At 46.1% G+C, this 16,786-nt stretch carries 14 protein-coding genes; 4 read left to right on the top strand and 10 right to left on the bottom strand.

Annotated elements, in window-relative coordinates:
- The first annotated feature begins 122 nt into the window (after positions 1-122).
- Positions 123-518 carry a hypothetical protein gene (locus H3H32_RS02525; protein WP_182461109.1) on the top strand — a complete coding sequence of 132 codons (396 nt, stop codon included), beginning with the start codon at positions 123-125 and terminating at the stop codon, positions 516-518.
- Positions 519-936: 418 nt separating this feature from the next.
- Here the strand turns inward: H3H32_RS02525 and H3H32_RS02520 are convergent, their stop codons facing one another.
- From H3H32_RS02520 to H3H32_RS02485, 8 genes are all read right to left on the bottom strand, one after another.
- The gene (locus H3H32_RS02520; protein ID WP_182461108.1) at positions 937-1,179 is read right to left on the bottom strand and encodes a hypothetical protein; all 243 of its coding nucleotides are present in this window, start codon (positions 1,177-1,179) and stop codon (positions 937-939) included.
- Positions 1,180-1,438: 259 nt separating this feature from the next.
- Positions 1,439-1,933 (bottom strand): hypothetical protein, encoded by a 495-nt coding sequence (locus tag H3H32_RS02515; RefSeq protein ID WP_182461107.1) that lies wholly within the window; start codon positions 1,931-1,933, stop codon positions 1,439-1,441.
- Positions 1,934-2,004: 71 nt separating this feature from the next.
- Positions 2,005-2,211, bottom strand: coding sequence for a hypothetical protein (locus H3H32_RS02510; protein ID WP_182461106.1), 207 nt, complete (start codon positions 2,209-2,211; stop codon positions 2,005-2,007).
- Positions 2,212-2,525: 314 nt separating this feature from the next.
- Positions 2,526-3,074, bottom strand: coding sequence for a hypothetical protein (locus H3H32_RS02505; RefSeq protein WP_240543633.1), 549 nt, complete (start codon positions 3,072-3,074; stop codon positions 2,526-2,528).
- Positions 3,075-3,139: 65 nt separating this feature from the next.
- Positions 3,140-3,331: a hypothetical protein gene (locus tag H3H32_RS02500; RefSeq protein WP_182461105.1), complete on the bottom strand. Its 192-nt coding sequence runs from the start codon at positions 3,329-3,331 to the stop codon at positions 3,140-3,142.
- Between the two features lie 310 nt (positions 3,332-3,641).
- On the bottom strand, positions 3,642-4,139 hold the full coding sequence (locus tag H3H32_RS02495; protein WP_182461104.1) for a hypothetical protein: 498 nt from the start codon (positions 4,137-4,139) through the stop codon (positions 3,642-3,644).
- A 10-nt stretch (positions 4,140-4,149) separates the two neighbouring features.
- Entirely contained in the window at positions 4,150-4,596 is a 447-nt protein-coding gene (locus H3H32_RS02490; protein ID WP_182461103.1) for a hypothetical protein, read from the bottom strand.
- A 184-nt stretch (positions 4,597-4,780) separates the two neighbouring features.
- A complete protein-coding gene (locus H3H32_RS02485) occupies positions 4,781-6,781 on the bottom strand; it encodes an SUMF1/EgtB/PvdO family nonheme iron enzyme (protein WP_220472594.1) in 2,001 nt (666 codons plus the stop codon).
- Between the two features lie 345 nt (positions 6,782-7,126).
- Here H3H32_RS02485 and H3H32_RS02480 point away from each other — a divergent pair, with 345 nt between their 5' ends.
- Positions 7,127-10,450, top strand: coding sequence for a SusC/RagA family TonB-linked outer membrane protein (locus H3H32_RS02480; RefSeq protein ID WP_182461102.1), 3,324 nt, complete (start codon positions 7,127-7,129; stop codon positions 10,448-10,450).
- A gap of 19 nt (positions 10,451-10,469) precedes the next feature.
- Positions 10,470-12,068 carry a SusD/RagB family nutrient-binding outer membrane lipoprotein gene (locus H3H32_RS02475; protein WP_309547133.1) on the top strand — a complete coding sequence of 533 codons (1,599 nt, stop codon included), beginning with the start codon at positions 10,470-10,472 and terminating at the stop codon, positions 12,066-12,068.
- Between the two features lie 326 nt (positions 12,069-12,394).
- On the opposite strand, the gene H3H32_RS02470 is transcribed toward H3H32_RS02475, so the two are convergent.
- Positions 12,395-13,975, bottom strand: a complete 1,581-nt coding sequence (locus H3H32_RS02470; protein ID WP_182461100.1) for an FG-GAP repeat domain-containing protein — start codon at positions 13,973-13,975, stop codon at positions 12,395-12,397.
- Between the two features lie 161 nt (positions 13,976-14,136).
- The gene (locus H3H32_RS02465; RefSeq protein WP_182461099.1) at positions 14,137-15,369 is read right to left on the bottom strand and encodes an ROK family transcriptional regulator; all 1,233 of its coding nucleotides are present in this window, start codon (positions 15,367-15,369) and stop codon (positions 14,137-14,139) included.
- Between the two features lie 241 nt (positions 15,370-15,610).
- On the opposite strand from H3H32_RS02465, the gene H3H32_RS02460 reads away from it, so the two are divergent.
- Positions 15,611-16,771, top strand: a complete 1,161-nt coding sequence (locus H3H32_RS02460) for a glycoside hydrolase family 18 protein (RefSeq protein WP_182464215.1) — start codon at positions 15,611-15,613, stop codon at positions 16,769-16,771.
- Positions 16,772-16,786: the final 15 nt, after the last annotated feature.

Raw genomic sequence — 16,786 nt, 5'->3', positions numbered from 1 at the left:
GCTACCAAATGAGGGTATTTGTTAAATAAAAAGTCAGTTCAATTAAATTGAAAATTGGTTGAGTTGATTTTTTGTTTAACTTTTCGACTTTATAGATAGCTAAAGGATAAACAAATAGATCAATGCCAATTCAGCAGCCCGAGGATGATGCCTCTTCATTCGATGGACTTAGCCCTAAACGTATATTAACAGAATGGACGGAAGCAATCACCAATTTGTATAAAAACTACCAGGAATTGTCAGCGTATATTGATCAGGCGATCGGACAAGAGGCTCATTTCAAAGAAGATACAAATACTTATATTGGGCAGTGCCCTTTGAGCCAATTAGTGACCCTAGTGACCACAATACAGGTCGAACTGGAGAAACTGCTTCAGGACGTTAGCAAGAAAGATAGCTCGACTAAACTGAATCCTCGGAACTATTATCAAAAACTGATTGAGCATACGCTACTAGTAGACCAATTAAATCAGCAGGCGCGGTCCAGACTCCATTTACTTTCTCTCTCCGCATCATAACTGGTCTGAACATAAAGTAAAGCGAATAGACAGCATGACGCATGTAAGCTGCTGAAGCCGTAGCGCAATAAAAAATAGCTATACGTATATAAGTGCCGTTATCGTGTATTTCGGAAAGTCTTTTCGAGTCGTTTAACGGCTATTTGTATCGATTTATCAGCTTCGTAGTTCAACCCTACTTGCCTGACATAATTTAACATTAGTTGATTGAAAGAATCGTTTTCGATTGATGAAGTTCCTTTTTTGGGAGAATCGTTCATTGAGGTTGAAGGTTCGCTAGGATAAGTTTCGTAAATGTACTATAATCTGTTGAAAAATAGAAGATTATAAGTTCATAAAACTACTTATAGGCACATACCGAATCTCAATAGAATCGCAAATTCAAAATCGAAACTGCATGAATAAAGTATAGTTCGAATCAATCGTTCTGGAGTTTAATTTCCGAAGTAGGAGTGAACTGCTTAAACTCACTTATTAAGCCCAACGTAACGATCTGATCGGCCACATAAATGTAGTTGCTTGCCCGTTGGAAACGGTTGACGATAGCGAAAGCCTGAAGCCGACGACGATACGTAAAAGAGCTTTCTCCCCGGAAGTTAAGACGTTGGTAAGCGTGAATATCCATAATAGCGCTGAAGGAATACTCTAAGCGCTGGCGCAAAATCTACGCCATTTTAAGGCAGGGAATTTCATTGCCTTTTCTCAAAAAAGTAGATTGCTCTAGCAGCAGCTATATGGTAGGCTTATTTACCTTATAAGTGGTTGATTTTAAGGAGAATGATGGGGTAAACTTATGCGGTAACAATGGGTATAGGCTCAGTAAACGAATGACTCGGGCATTTGCTATTGTTATTAAATGGATAAATGCCGAAATGATCATTTATTTCTGGCAAGAAATATGTAAGCGCGTTTGTCTGCTTCTAAGACATCGGCTCTTTCTGCAATTTATAGTGGATTACACCGCGTAGGGCAGGTTTCAATTTTTTAGCCAGCTCGTCCATATAACTAAACCCGGCTTTGGCTAAGGACGTTGTTCCACCCTGATAGTGGGCATGCATAAGGTTCCCTTTTGTGGATTTGCTGCCATCTGCCTGAGGCAATTCACGGAGGCTACCTGTTAACTTCACGACACCTTTCTGGAGCGATAACTGGCCTGTAAAAATAACCCCCTTATTATTGGCAATCGAGTTACCCTGTGAGCTAATCAAGAGCCCGTCGCTTGCAACAGAAAATAAGATAGACTGTTCGGTTAGTACTTTGCCGATGGCAAGGTAAGCTTCGGTATCGGTTAGGCTGGTGGTAATGAAAATGGCATTGGACCCTTCAGCGGGAAGCGATTGGCTCTGGGCGCTCGAAATCGTGAAAAAAAGTAAGCCTATCCAGAAACTAGCCGGGTTCAGTAATGAAAGTTTCATGGCCTATCAATACAAGGAATGGTTGATGTTCAGAAGTGCTTGGGAAAGTAAAAACATTGGAGAAGTTGAACCTATAGTTTTACTTTCAATTGGAGAAATCGAATGCCGCAATACGCGTAGAGTACAATAGCAGCTGTTTCCAGTATCACTTCGAAATGATTTTGTGCGTATACGCCAGTTTGATAATCCTGCACCCAATCGATCAGTGTTGCACAGAAAAAAAATAAACTAGCTATAATTCCAACTACTATGCCCGCAATAAGTATCGACTGTCTCATGATTCGTTAAAATGTAGAAAGATTCTCTGTTCATGTCGAGAATCCTCTACTGGCAATGACAATTTTTTTGCCAAACAAAAGGGGGATGTTGTTTGATAGGCTAGTTGCTGTACCGAAAAAGGGGGAGAGCGCGGGTTAATAGGTCTTTTCTGGCGTGCTCAGCTAAACGTATAGCCGATATTAAACTAACAACATGCGTTATTTTATTCGGCTTCTATGAGTAAAATTTTCTACAGAATTGAGGGGTTAATGCACAGGCCCACATGTGTTGGTTCGTACCAAACGATCGTATACAGCAGGAGCCAGCAGAAAGTTTACAAATCCTTAATGTCTTTATAAGGTTTCCAGGTGCTTTTAGTCAGAACAGCGCTGTTGGGATCTCCTGAGCAAACCCGACATAGGTAAACGAGTTCTAAAGACCAACCTCTATCAACATTGCCAAGCGCAAGGCGAATTTGTGTTCTGGGGGTTAGCCAGTTTACCGTTCGAAGTTCACCTACCTGAGTCACTTTGCCGCGCCCGTATTTTTCGTTCAATAAAGCTTCTAGTTCAGAGGAGGCCGCTGTTACATCTGCCTGGGTAATGGCTGGGGTGGTGTAATAATAGTAAGATACAGATAGCAACGAGTCGCCATTGAACTCATAGTCAAGCCCAACGTTGCGATCTACTAACGGCACGCGTGCGTAAATGAGTTTATCCTTCCGGGTCGAAGTTGGCTTTATCGATTCGGTTTCTTTTACTTGTTTAGGTGAAAAACCCCAACGGACCTGACGAACATCGGGCGTTTGTTGGGCCATGAGCTGCCCTGCGATAAATACTAAGAAGAGTACTATATAAATGATCCGTCGGTGAGTGGTTTGCATCGGAATTCTTAATAAGCTCGTTCGAATTGATAGGGCTGGATGGGGTGGCATTATGGAATGAGATACTAACCAGTCCACTTTTCTAAACCGGAGGCAATACGCAACGCCCGCTGGACACCCTCCCAGTAAAAACCACTGTCATAACCCGTTGATAACCGGTCGCAAATTGCCAGAAAGTCGTTGGCTGCATCCATATTTTTCTGTTGGGGCGATGGTTGCTCTTCTGCTGGCGCTGGTTGATCTGATAGTCCTTCCATTGAAATCGAATAAGCAGTTAATGGATTGAATAAGAGGCCTGTTTTGCAAGTTCAGACAATCATTCAGGCATTTTTACTATAAACTCCTAAAGGCGGCTAAATGGTTTTATTTTCTTGAGGCCTTCCTGTGACACTCACGGCTTTTGTTACCTAAAAACACTTTTTGGAGTCAAAAGGGTACGTTTTCAAACGTTAACCCATAAGACCGCCATTCGTATAAAAAAGCAGCCCCGTCAATCATGACGGGGCTGTATTGTATCCAGGCAACGCTTATTAAGCTTGCGCAACAGGCAATGTAGTCTCTCTTTGGTCAACGACCCGAAGGGACCGTTTGCTGAGTCTGTGCTTTAAGGCGCTGAATTTCCTGCTCAAGACTGTTCGCTTTGAAGTAAAAATAAAGCCCTGTTATCAGGAAAATCTTGGAGAGAATAAAGACGGCAATAAAAGCCAGTTTCCAGTGCTTGTGGACTCGTATGTGTGTATTGTCAACGTCGGCATTGACATAGTACGGCTCATTAACAGGCGGTTCGGTCGTTTTTTGAGTGAAATCAGTTTGGACAGATGGTTCCCATTTTTTGATTTCGGTTTCGCTGATACGCAGCTCAATTTTTTCTCGAATGGCCGGTGGCGGAGGAACAGCATGGCGCATGAAATAGGCTTCCATCTCAGTCTCAATTTCGTCTAACTGAGTTAAAACCTCTTCATCGGTGGCCAATATCTGTTTGAGTTCTTCTTTTTCCTGTTCAGAAGTTAATCCTAACAGGTATGATTCCAGAACTCCGTTTGTTAAATATTGATAGTTCTTCAAGTCAGTACAGTTAAGATAAGCGTTGTTGCTTAAAATAAGCATAAATCATGCTCAATACATTCGTTTGAGACAGTTGTAATTTATTCGCAATCTCCTCGATCGAATATCCCTTATAGAATGATAAATCAAAAACCAGTTTTTCCAGATCATCGTTCACCATAGTGCCCTGAACAAATGGAGATTTATTGCTCCGCGGAGGACTGGCTTCAAGCGCTTTAATTCTGGCTAAACGAATAATTTCAATGCTTATCCGATGCCCGTTTTCTGTATACGATTTTACATGTAGCGATGCGAATAGGTCAATAAGTACCTTCTGAGCAAGTTCGGGTTCTGGAATGATTTTCAAAATTATTCCATAGGCCAGTGAACCATAACGATCATATAGCGACAGATTGCTGGTTCCTCGGGTAGCCTCCTGAGTTTCCGGCGAACCATCAATGTGTTTCAATACACCCATGCGTTTTCATTTATTAAATAATATACCGGTTGATGACTAAATAGGTATCGTGTCAGGATAACTGATTCTTCTATTAAACGGAATGCCAAAATCCTTCTACTAAGTAATTATAGTGATGAAATATACTCAAATATGAGAGTTCTTGTGCTAAAATCCTAAGAAAAGTAAACTTATAATGAGGAGTTTATTCGTTGATAGGCAACTCCTTTAGCCAGGCTAGATTAAACTGATAATGCAGACTGCTACTAAGCAAGTGAATCATATTGTCGGGCGTTTGGGTGATAGCCAGATAGCCTTTGGGTTCTGCATGAGTACTGTCCATCTCGAAAGCGCCCGTCCAGGCTCCTCCATTAAGGTATCGCTCTTTGCCATCGGTCAATAGTTTTTTGATCGACCAGGTTTTGCCTTCGTCGAACGAAAGGGCAGCGTACATACCATAGCCTTTGTAAGGCGCTCCACTCGCTTTGTTAAACAACATACCCGCTTTCGGACCTTCCCGCTCGTCGGGATGATGGGTGAAGGACACGACAAGGAGGGGGCCTTCGTTGAGTCGGTAGAGTACTAACCGCTGCCCACTCCATACCGGGGGCAACTCCGACGCCGAATAAGTCCAGGTTTTTCCCATATCGGTCGACACGCTCATAGGCATTCGTAAACCGACGCTATCCGGTCCTGGAATATCATCTTTGCGCCCCAGCGCCAGTAGACTCCCGTCGTTCCGTTGCACGACACCCGCGTGGATGCCCGCAATAAGGCCACCGGTTGCCCCTGCTTTATAGTCGGGCGTTTGCGGTTCGGTATAGGGCATTTCCCAGATTTTACCCCGATCCTTACTTATATGAATTGCGGTTCCGCCGGTTGGGCCCGGATCGGCATCGGCCGCTTGAACAAGCCAGCCTTCTTTTGTCTGAAATAGACCTGCAATGACCTGATTCCGTTTTCTGTGTTCTGGATTTGCCAGCAAAGGCTTCGACCAGTTTGCGCCGTTGTCTTGACTGGTTCGGAGTATCATGGCCAGGTTTTGCCAGTCGCCATCGGTCTCTACACCGTTCATGTGGTAAAGGGTCCCTTGCTTATCCTGAAAAAGCGACGCTCCCGTCATGTTTCGATCGGGGACTTTAAAGAACTCCGAAGGCTCATCCCAAGTGGTTGCTCTGGCTCGCAAACGACTAGCCAGTACCGTCATTTCGCGTCCGGATTCAGCATCTGTCGAGAACCAGATGGCCAGAAGATCGCCGTTAGGGTACCAGGAAATGGCAGGTTGGTGGTTATGACTATAAAACGGTACGTTTAAGGCGCAATCCGGCTTCCTGACGTATCGTTGAGGCTCCTTAAAAACGGGCTGCGTTGTCGAAACCGGATGCCAACTGAAACGTTTTTGAGAGACCCGCTGCATCACGGCAGGGGCAGTCGCTGCTGGCTGGGGTTGTGTAGAAGGCATTGGTGCCTGTACGATGCGAAACCCTACCAACCAACTCTTATCTTCGGGAATCATAGCTAACCGATTGGCCGAACGTAGAAACGTAACCGGCGTTCCATGACTACCACCCCGCGTCACCCGAAACGTACCGGCTGCCCGACCAACCGGATCGCTTTGTTCGCCACTATAAGGCCCATACCAGTCCAGACACCATTCTTCTACGTTGCCATGCATATCGTGAATCCCCCACGGGTTAGGTACCGTCTGGCCTACTTTTAAGGAGACAATGACAGGGTCACGGTCGGTTTGCTGACTTTTTTGAAGCGCCTTGGGAAGCGAGTTGCCCGTTGAAAAATCGCTGATCGTTCCAGCCCGACACGCATATTCCCATTCGGCCTCGGTGGGCAGCCGATAGGGTTTGCCTTCTTTGCGGGATAGCCAGTCGCAAAAAGCAACTGCATTGACATAATCGACAAAAACGACGGCCTCATCATCTTCTTTCGAAAAGCCGTTTTTTCCCCGCAGCGTTTTGTGAGCCGGGTCAAATGCTTCGTACTGCGCATTAGTCACCTCGGTAGCTGCCAGCAGAAAGGACTTCGTGATTGTTACTCGATGGACTGGCGATTCGTCGGCATCTTTTCCGTCACGTTCCGAACCCATGTAAAACTTGCCGGCCGGTATCGAGACCAGCCGAATGCCAATTGAATTGACCGTTTGAGCCACTAAAGTAGTAATCCCAAGCAACCAAAACAGGACTATCATCATCGGTTTGGGACTTCTCGAAAGGGAACGTATAGGTATAAACATGTTGATCAGGTGACAACTAAAATTTAATGCAGTGTTTTTGATGGACATATGTTTTGGTGGAATTTTTCGGCTTAGGTAGAAATCCAGAACCAGCTAGGTAAAAATACGACACCCATATTAATATATCCTTAATCCCTGATTTTCAGGTGATGAGCAATTATTAACAGGTTTTCCTAGCAAACTTATCGGATCAAGCTAGTAAAGAGTCGATATTTTAAAAAATTTTATTTTATGAGTGGCGATTAAATAAATTTATTAATATTGTATAAAATTTCTTTAACTTAAACTTAATCCGATTATTCTATGGCAAAAGATTTACTAAGGCTTATTATCATGCTGTTGATAGTAAGCACGCCCGCATTGGCACAGTCCATTTCGGGTAGAGTAACGACAGGCGCCGATGGTCAGCCTTTACCGGGTGTCTCTATTGTGGTGAAAGGCAGTACATCTGGTACCATCACCGACGCTGATGGAAAATACACCATCGCCACCGCGAAAAACAAAACATTAGTCTTCTCATTCATTGGGTACAAAACCAAAGAAGTGGCCATTGAAGGCAAATCATCAGTCGATGTTACGCTGGACGAAGATGCGTCGGTGATCGATGAAGTGGTTGTAACGGCGTTGGGTATCAAGCGGGAAGAGCGTGCACTGGGTTATGCTACTGCCGTTGTTAAAAATGACGCGCTGATCAAAACGGCTTCACCGAACTTTGCTACGGCCTTGTACGGAAAAGCGCCCGGCGTGACCATCAATGCTACACCCGGTGGTGCAACCAGTGCGGTGAGTATCAGCATTCGGGGGTTAGCTTCCATTACGGGTAATACGCAGCCGCTGATCGTTATGGATGGTATCCCCATTCGGAATGGTGAGGTACGAAACAACGATTACTGGGGTGATCAACGCATTCGGGGTAATGGTCTGTTGGACTTGAACCCAGCCGATATTGAAAACATCTCTATTCTGAAAGGTGCTTCGGCTGCTGCGTTGTATGGTTCTGAGGCCGTTAACGGTGTGGTACTGGTAACTACCAAAACCGGTAAAGGCAAAAAAGGATTAGGTGTAGATTTCAGCGCTAGCTATAGTGTTGATAAAATTGCCTACTTGCCTCGTTATCAGAATGTAAGAGGTCCTGGTTATTTCAAGAACTATGCCGACGGCGGTCAGGATGCTAACGGCTTCATTTACTACGACACCGATGGCGATGGAAAAGGCGATACGCGTGGTTTACTTGGTGCCACGGTTAACTTCGGCCCTAAATTCGATGGGCAACCTGTTATGGCGTTTGACGGCGTAATCCGGCCTTATGTTGCATCGGGTAATAGCTATGCCGATTTGTTCCAGAGTGCGCACAGTGCTAATATCAACCTGGCGGTTTCGAAATCGACCGAAAATTCTAACCTGCGTTTTTCATACACCCGGCAGGATAACGGAATGATCAGCTACGGTGCGAAAAACGAAAAGAACATCATGAACCTGAACGCCAGCTTTAACGTCAACCCAAAGCTGAAAACGGATCTGATGGTTAACTACGTCAATCAGTTCACGCACAATCGTCCGTTTAAAGTGGATCGTATGATCAACAACTTTTCGGGGATGATGAACCGCTTTGAGTCGGCCGATTGGTATTTCAACAAGTACCAAACCAGCCAGGGCTATAAGTACGTGACCGGAACCAATCAAAGCCTGACACCTAGCGAGAACATTATTCGCAACGGTTTCAAAACGGATATTGGGGATTATGTGTGGAGCACGCGCGCCAATACCTACGATGAGTATAGCAACCGGATTATTGCCAGCATTACGCAAACCTGGAATATTCTGGATAACCTGTCGCTACGGGGCCGGGTTGGAACGGACTTTACGTCGGAACGTATAGAAGATAAGCAGCGCAGCTCTATTCCGCTGGCTTTTGGATACTCGGGTTCGTTCGCGATGAGCAACAACCTTTATAGCAATGTTTATACCGACATTCTGTTGAACTATACCAAAAAACTGAACGAAGACATGACCGTTTCGGCACGGGGTGGCTATACAGCTAACAAAATGCTGAACACGTTGATGACCCGTTCGACCAACGGTGGCTTGAGTACCGAAAATTTCTTCGATCTCTCCGCTTCGGTTAATACAGCCAATGGTACGAATAGCCGCGATCGCTATGTTCGGGACGCTTTCCTGGGTACAGTAAACTTTGATTACAAAAACTTCTTCTTCATCGAAGGAACGGTTCGCAGAGACCGTACCTCTACGCTGGCGAAAGGTAACAACGCCTTCGTTTACCCATCGGTTAACTCAAGCTTAGTGTTCAGTGATCTGTTTAGATTGCCTACAGCCATTAGCTATGCTAAACTGAGAGCATCGTGGGGTATCGTGGGTAACTATCCGGCTATCTACAGTGCGAACAACGCCTACAATCAGGGAAGCCTGAGCGTACAGCAAAGCGGTGGTAGCTCGGTGTTGTACACAAACATCAGCAGCGACTATGGTAACGATAAAATCCGCCCAGAGCAGAAGCACGAGTTTGAATTCGGTCTGGAAGCGAAACTGTTCCGAAACAGATTGGGTATCGATCTGTCGTACTACAACGCACAAATCGTAGACCAGATTCTTCCGTTGACGATTGCTGCCAGCTCAGGTGCCAAAACGATTCTGGCCAACATTGGTACACTACGGAACCAGGGTATCGAATTAGGTTTGAATGTATCGCCGATCAGAAGCACATCGCCTAACGGATTTAACTGGGATCTGACCTTGAACCTGGCCAAAAACAGCAACAAAGTTGAGAAACTGGCGAACGGTTCGACTGAACTGTTACACGCTGATTACGATGGTAATGCCGCTCAGTTACGCTCGGTAGTTGGTCAGCCAATGGGTGATATTTATGTGCACGGAATTCTGAAAAATTCCAGCGGACAGAGTGTAGTTGGTACGAACGGTATCTACCAACTGGATGCCAACAACTGGATTAAGGCTGGTAACGCCATGCCAAAACTGACGGGTGGTTTGCTGAACAACTTCAGCTACAAAGGCTTCAATCTGGACGTTGTGGTTGACTTCCGCTATGGGGGTTCGATCATGCCGACGGGTATTAACTGGCTGACATCGCGTGGTTTGACCGAAGAAAGCCTGACGGCTATGGATGCCGAACATGGTGGTCTTGCGTACTATAAAGACGCATCGGGCAAAGGTATCCAGACAACGGCATCGGCCGGACCAAACGGCGAAGTTGTTTACCACGATGGTATGTTGATGAGTGGTGTATTGCCAACGGGCGAAGCCAATACCAACGTTATCTCGCAGGCTGTTTATTACAACAACACCTACAACTGGGGTGGCCCGCAGTATAGCAGTTCCCGGTATGAGTTGTATGTGAAGGAAAACACCTATGTCAAAATGCGGGAGATCTCGTTTGGCTATCGGATTCCTGCCAGCCTGACGCGTAAAATTGGTACCCAGAACCTGACGTTGTCAGTGTTCGGACGGAACCTGTTCTTCATCTACCGGACCATCAAGGATCTGGATGCTGAGCAAACCAACGTAGGTACGAAATGGTCGGATAACATCAACAACGCTGGTAACAACCCATCTTTCCGGACAATGGGGGTCATGTTACGCGCCAGCTTCTAATCTTAATTCAATCATGAAAATGAAAAAAATATCATCTCTGCTTTTAGGAGGGCTTCTGCTGGCGAACGTGTCCTGTAAGGAGTCTGATTTCACAGAAGCTTACCCAAACCCGGCTAAGATTGCGGAAACAACCGTTGAAAAGCAATTTACGGGCGTCCTCTATTCCAATAAAGATTACGTACTTCCAGGCTATCGCTACTACTTCGTTAGCTTACGGACATCCATAAACCACTACACGCAGGCAACGGGCTGGACCAACTCATCGGGTCAGTACGTTCCGGGCTCGTCGGGAATTGAAGATGTATGGTACAACTATTACAACATGTTGGCGCAGTACCGCGAACTGCAAAAAATCTACGCATCGAAGCCTGCCGATCAACAAGCTGACCGCAAAATATTCATGCTGGCAGCTGCCGTGTACGTCTATGATTACACCGCGAAACTGGTCGATTTGCACGGTTCGATTCCGTTTAGCGCAGCTGGTATGCTTAGCACCAACGGTGGCGATTATATAGCATCCAGCGCGAAGTTTGATACGGCCGAAAGCATCTATACGTTCTTGTTGGATGATTTAAAGCGTATTTCAACTGAATTGAACGGCATCACGTTAAACTCGGGTTACCAGAAGTCGTTTCAGACCCAGGACTTCCTGAACAAAGGCGATGTAACGCTGTGGAAACGGTATGCGAACTCGCTACGTCTGCGGTTGTTGAATCGGGTTTCGGATGTAGACAGCTTCAAATCTCGTTCGAATACCGAAATGGCTGAGATTCTGGGTAATTCAACTACGTACCCAATCGTTGAAACGAACGCGCAGAATATTCAGATGAACGTGTATGATATCAACACCGATATCAACTCGAAAGGATTCCAGGACGGTTTAGAGTCGGCTGGCTGGTTTGGCAATACAGCGGGTAAAGCCATGATCGACAACATGAATGCCAACAACGATCCACGCTTGCCAATCCTTTTCGAGCCAGGTGCTAGTGCTGGCGGGAAGTACATTGGGCTTGATCCAACCGCTACGGAAGGTACGCAAACGGCGCTTTTCAATGCTGGCCAGGTAGCGATCTACAACCGTTATACACTAAGTCGCAATCAGTTCTTCCCAGGTATCCTGATCAATGCTCCGCAGATAAACCTGATCAAAGCGGAATACTACCTGCGTATCGGTAACGATGCTTCGGCAAAAACAGCTTACGAAACAGCGATTGCTCAGTCGGTGCAGTTCTACAACGGTATTTTAGCCGTAACCAACGCAACGGGTGTAACGGGTTCGACCAAGCCTACAGCAGCAACCGATGCCTCTATTTCGGCTTACATTGCTGGCAAAGGTGTAAACTGGAGCAGTGCCACCACCAGCGCCGACAAGCTAAAACTGATTGCTACCCAGAAATGGCTGCACTACAATCTGGTAATGCCGTATGACAACTGGTCAGACCTCCGCCGGTTGGATTACCCAACGCTGAGCTTCCAGGTCGACAATGCAAACAATCAGACATTACCTCCCGTTCGATGGACGATTCCGGGTAATGAAATTACGTACAACGCGACTAATTATGCCGCGATAAAAGCAACAGACAATCTGACAACCAAGATTTTCTGGGATGTAAAATAAGGTTTCAGTAAAGACAGATTAGGTAAATAAAGTAGAATGGGCAAGCTAATTGGTTTGCCCATTTTTGTTGATTAACTCACATCAATAATTTCATAACTCATGCTTTGTATTGCTTTTGAAAAAGCTGAAGTCATTGGCATTTTAGCCAATATTTTACTCTTAGGTTTAGGCGGATATCTGCTTTATCTGATAGTAAAAGCCCTAAGAAAATACACGAGGAATTGATAATGCAGTATTAGTGGAAAGTCCTCCAGCGTATTACTGGCAACCAGATGCACCCCTCTCCTGGTTTTCAGGAGAGGGGCCGGGGGTGAGGTAAGCAGCGCTTATTTTCCTTGATTCTCCAGCACCAACAGTTGCGGAAAAGACGTGATACCCTTAAACAGCAGCTGCGTCATTTCGCCAAGGGAGTGAAAATAAGAGCCCAGTACAATATCGATATCGCCATCTTGGTCGAAGTCAGCAGCTTCCATCGTTAGCCATTTGCCGTTGGCGGCTTCTGGAGTACTGAATGGTTTAAAAGTCAGTTTACCTTCGTTAGCCAGATAAATAAACCCTTGCTCTGGCTGGGCCAGATTGGTGTAAAAGGACGTGGCGGCAATGTCAAGATCGCCATCGTTATCAAAATCGCGGGCGAGGGCTTTACTAGCCCCATACATCGGGTAGAACCAGGCTTCTTTGAAATTATCTTTCCTGTCGTTCAGATAGATACGGACGCCGTGGTAGTTTTTATTGATCGCTGAGTAATCCCAGTTGTCACCATTCGTCAACAAAATATCCTGAAAACCATCCTTATTGAAATCGACAAGTTCGAAATAGCTGGAGCCAAAGAGCGGAGAGAAACGTAACACGGTTTTCTCTTTAAACTGACCGTTCCCCTGATTATAAAAAATAGAAACTTCTTCCCGTGCCTGCGCCATCAGGACCATAATGTCGGGTTTTTTGTCGTGATTGAAATCGGCGATTTCCACTTTCCGAGCGCCTGGGAGCGCTTTCAGAACATGCTCTTTGGTTGGTTCAAAATTGTCGTACCAGAAGAGTTTTCCCGCATTATTGCCAAAGCCGCAGATAAGGGCATCATCTTTCCCATCCCCATTCAGGTCGCCGGATGCAAATTGAACGGAACGCGGTAAGCCTTTAATATTGACAGGATTAGAGCCCGGTTTGGCCGAGCGTTCCAGCGTCATCAGTCGCCCCAACTGCTGGTCGGATGGGCTAAAGATTCCGATAGTCAGTACGCGTGGAGCCGCATTTTTAGGAAAGTCGATATCCGTTGGGGGCGTATCGATCCACCAGGTATCCTTCAGTAAGCCTTCACCCGGCTGTAACTTTCCATCAAGTACATAAAGTGCATTTTGAGCGTCGCCTACATAAAGCTGAGCCGTAGTTTTATCGTACTTCAACAAAGTTGTCTGTGGCACGGGCTTATCGCTCAGTACGAGTTCTTTGGCGGTAAATAGCGGGAGTTGATTTGTGACAGTTGGATGCGGCTTTTGGGGCAACGGCTCGGCGGGTGCCGTACGTTCATAATAGCGCACAATCGCTGACCACTCATCCATCGAGAGAGCAGGCGTTTCGGGGTAAATTGTTAGCTGGCTGATGGCTTTTTCTTCCTCTAGCGAAAGCGAACGCAACGAATCCTGCCCAGGAAGTTTGAGTCCAAGCCGCATCGCCATATTCGGCAGCACACCCGTTACCCAGGTCTTTTTGTCCAGTAATTCAGGTTCAGGAAACAAATGGCAACTACTACAATAGCGTATGGCCAGCTGTTTGCCCGCAGCAGTTGAATCGGCAGACATAGCTTCTTTTTTAGCTCCACCAGTCGTAGAGCGATTCATCTCGATGTCAGAAAACGAGGCCACACCGAGGGAAACAAAAAGTAGCAAACCGATTTTAAAGGCTGGCATCTGGATGATTGTTTACAGATGTGTAAATGTAAGAGACCATTAACGATTACCCTCACCCCAACCCCTCTCCCAAAACGGGAGAGGGGCTAAAAACGGCCGACTCTGCTCCCCTCTCCTGTTTTGGGAGAGGGGCCGGGGGTGAGGGTAAGCTCCCTAAAAACTTACGCATCCATAAACAAACTTTCGATTACGCACGCGTGCGTACCCAGCCATTTGGCCGATCCACCGAGTTGCGTTACTTCTACCATCAAATTATTGCGGAAGCCGCTCAAGCAATGCTTATTGATTGCCTGCTTAATAGAGTTGGTTATAAACAAAGAGTCTTCTGCCAGTACGCCATCAACGATAATGATTTCGGGGTTGAATAAGGTAACCGCAATAGCGAGCCCCTTTCCCAGCTGATAACCCGTTTCGTGCAGTTGATCGATCGCGAAGGTGTCGCCTTCATTAGCTGCCTGAATGACCTGACTAATGGTAATCTGGGTCAGATCGTCCTGATAAGCGGCTAATTTAGTCGCCTGACCCGATTGTACTTCCTTCTGCACTCGCTTGACCAGCGACGATGCCGAGGTGAGCGTATCCAGACAGCCTATTTTGCCACAGTAGCATAATTCCCCCTGCGGGTCAACCTGAATGTGTCCTAACTCGCCTGCGAAACCCGATGCGCCGTGGAAAACTTCGCCGTTGCTGATAATACCCAGCCCTACACCCCAGTCGATATTGATCGTTAGTGCATGCTGTTTCCCCTGACTTCGTCCGAAACGGTGTTCGCCCAAGGCAGTGGCTTTTGTGTCGTTGATCATAAAAACAGGAAAACCCCATTGCTGCTCCAGCCAGTCCGTAAAAGACTGACCAGCCAGACCGAGGTCAGGGTAACTTAGGTTAAGGCCCTGTTTCGAATCAATTAATCCCGGCATCGATAAGCCAACGCCAATCACATCCGATTTGGCAATTGTCGATTTTGTCAATGCCTCATTCATGAACGACGCTAGAAAATTGGCAAAACTGGCTTTGTTTTCCAGCGTGGAGTCACTGCTTTGCTGAAAGATAACCTCCCGCAAAAGATTGACGATCATAAGCTGCGTGCCGTGCGTATTGCTATCAATAATCAGCGCGTAGTGTCCAAGTGGATTCAGACCGAATAGAACAGGGCGTCGACCGTTGTTGCCCGAAACCGTTCCAATCGTATTTACCCAACCCTCTTCAGCGAGTTGCTCAACAATCTGAGTAACGGAAGGAACGCTGGTTTTTAAGACTTCGGCTAGCTTAGCCAGTGTGCAGGCACCTTCCTGATATAGGAAGGAAAGCACCTTTTTAACTTGTTGGTTTTTCTTAATAGCAACAATCGACTTTTTGGCAACAAGAGGGTTTTCTGGAGGAGTAGATATGAGCATAAGTAATAACGACTACTCATCAAAAGCAATCGTTTAAGTAGAAGCATTAGATCTGTATAGGTAGAAAGGCATATTTGTGCTATTTCTATTTGTTTGTTAAGAAACTTCTAAATAGTCTATAGCTATGCAGCTTTCGTACCATTTTCTGACATAATTAATAAAAATTTTTCTAAATCAGTTCACATTATTAAAAAAAATTAAAATATAAGTATCTTTGTTTCTTACTCTTTTTCCCCAAAGAATAGTGAAGTCGTTTTTATCATTCCTATCTATTTCATTGGCCGTTTCTCTATTCGGCCTATTGCTACCTACTACACCAACGGCAGCCGCAACGCAACCCCCTAAACGCTACGTACTTATTGGTTATGTAAGCGGAAACGGATGGACAAAAGAGCAGATCGAAGCCCAGAAGCTTACGCACATCAACTACGCATTTGCAGTACCTGCCCAAAATGGAGAGTTAGCGCCGATTTCGGCTAAAGACTCAGCCAACCTGGCGGCCTTAACCTCGCTTCGGGCAATTAATAAAGACCTGAAAATTCTTATTTCAGTCGGTGGCTGGGGTGGTTGCAAGTATTTCTCGGATGCTGCACTGACAGCGGCATCGCGTCGGAAATTTGCGAATAGTGCCGTCGCATTTATGAAAAAGCATAAACTCGATGGTGTTGATATCGACTGGGAATATCCCGCTCAAATTGGCGCAGGCAACATCTTTCGGCCCGAAGACAAAGAGAACTTTACGCTGTACCTGAAAGCCATTCGTGATCGGCTCGACGAACAAGGTAAGGTAGACAAGCGCACAGGTGCCAATCATTACCTGCTGACCGCTGCAACCGGGGGCGACACCGCGTTTGTAAGCCACACGAATCTGGGAGAAGCGCAGAAATACCTGGACTACGTCAACATCATGACGTATGACCTCTATCATGGCAACGATAAAGTGACAGGGCACCATAGCCCACTGGCGCAATCTAAAAAAGGCGATCAATCGCGGAATAGCTCGATCTCGGCCGTAGAAGGGCATATTAAAGCGGGCGTTCCTGCGCGTAAAATCGTGCTGGGTATTCCATTTTATGGACGTGGCTGGGCCGATACCCGTCCGGTAGACAATGGTCTGTATCAGCCGTCAACAGGTAAGCACTCGTTCATCAGTCACGATGAACTGGTGGATAAGTACATTAACAAAAACGGGTTTGTCCGATACTGGGATGCCGATGCCAAAGCACCCTATTTGTGGAATGCGACCTCGCATACCTTCATTTCCTATGGTGATGCAGAATCCTTTGGCCCGAAGATCGACTACGTGAAAAAGAAGGGCCTGGGCGGAATTATGTTCTGGGAGTACATCTACGACCTGAAACATAAAGCACTTCTTGACCCCGTGGTCAACGGCCTGAAATAACCCTGTACTGATGAT

Source organism: Spirosoma foliorum (assembly GCF_014117325.1).
GTDB classification, from domain to species: Bacteria; Bacteroidota; Bacteroidia; order Cytophagales; family Spirosomataceae; genus Spirosoma; species Spirosoma foliorum.
The sequence above is the reverse complement of the archived record's forward strand: the minus strand, read 5'-3'. Positions and strand labels throughout refer to the sequence as shown.

Coding starts and splice junctions, on each gene's coding strand:
- H3H32_RS02525 (WP_182461109.1), top strand. CDS start 123: ATGCCAATTCAGCAGCCCGAGGATGATGCCTCTTCATTCGATGGACTT.
- H3H32_RS02515 (WP_182461107.1), bottom strand. CDS start 1,933: ATGAAACTTTCATTACTGAACCCGGCTAGTTTCTGGATAGGCTTACTT.
- H3H32_RS02510 (WP_182461106.1), bottom strand. CDS start 2,211: ATGAGACAGTCGATACTTATTGCGGGCATAGTAGTTGGAATTATAGCT.
- H3H32_RS02505 (WP_240543633.1), bottom strand. CDS start 3,074: ATGCAAACCACTCACCGACGGATCATTTATATAGTACTCTTCTTAGTA.
- H3H32_RS02500 (WP_182461105.1), bottom strand. CDS start 3,331: ATGGAAGGACTATCAGATCAACCAGCGCCAGCAGAAGAGCAACCATCG.
- H3H32_RS02490 (WP_182461103.1), bottom strand. CDS start 4,596: ATGGGTGTATTGAAACACATTGATGGTTCGCCGGAAACTCAGGAGGCT.
- H3H32_RS02485 (WP_220472594.1), bottom strand. CDS start 6,781: ATGATGATAGTCCTGTTTTGGTTGCTTGGGATTACTACTTTAGTGGCT.
- H3H32_RS02480 (WP_182461102.1), top strand. CDS start 7,127: ATGGCAAAAGATTTACTAAGGCTTATTATCATGCTGTTGATAGTAAGC.
- H3H32_RS02475 (WP_309547133.1), top strand. CDS start 10,470: ATGAAAAAAATATCATCTCTGCTTTTAGGAGGGCTTCTGCTGGCGAAC.
- H3H32_RS02470 (WP_182461100.1), bottom strand. CDS start 13,975: ATGCCAGCCTTTAAAATCGGTTTGCTACTTTTTGTTTCCCTCGGTGTG.
- H3H32_RS02465 (WP_182461099.1), bottom strand. CDS start 15,369: ATGCTCATATCTACTCCTCCAGAAAACCCTCTTGTTGCCAAAAAGTCG.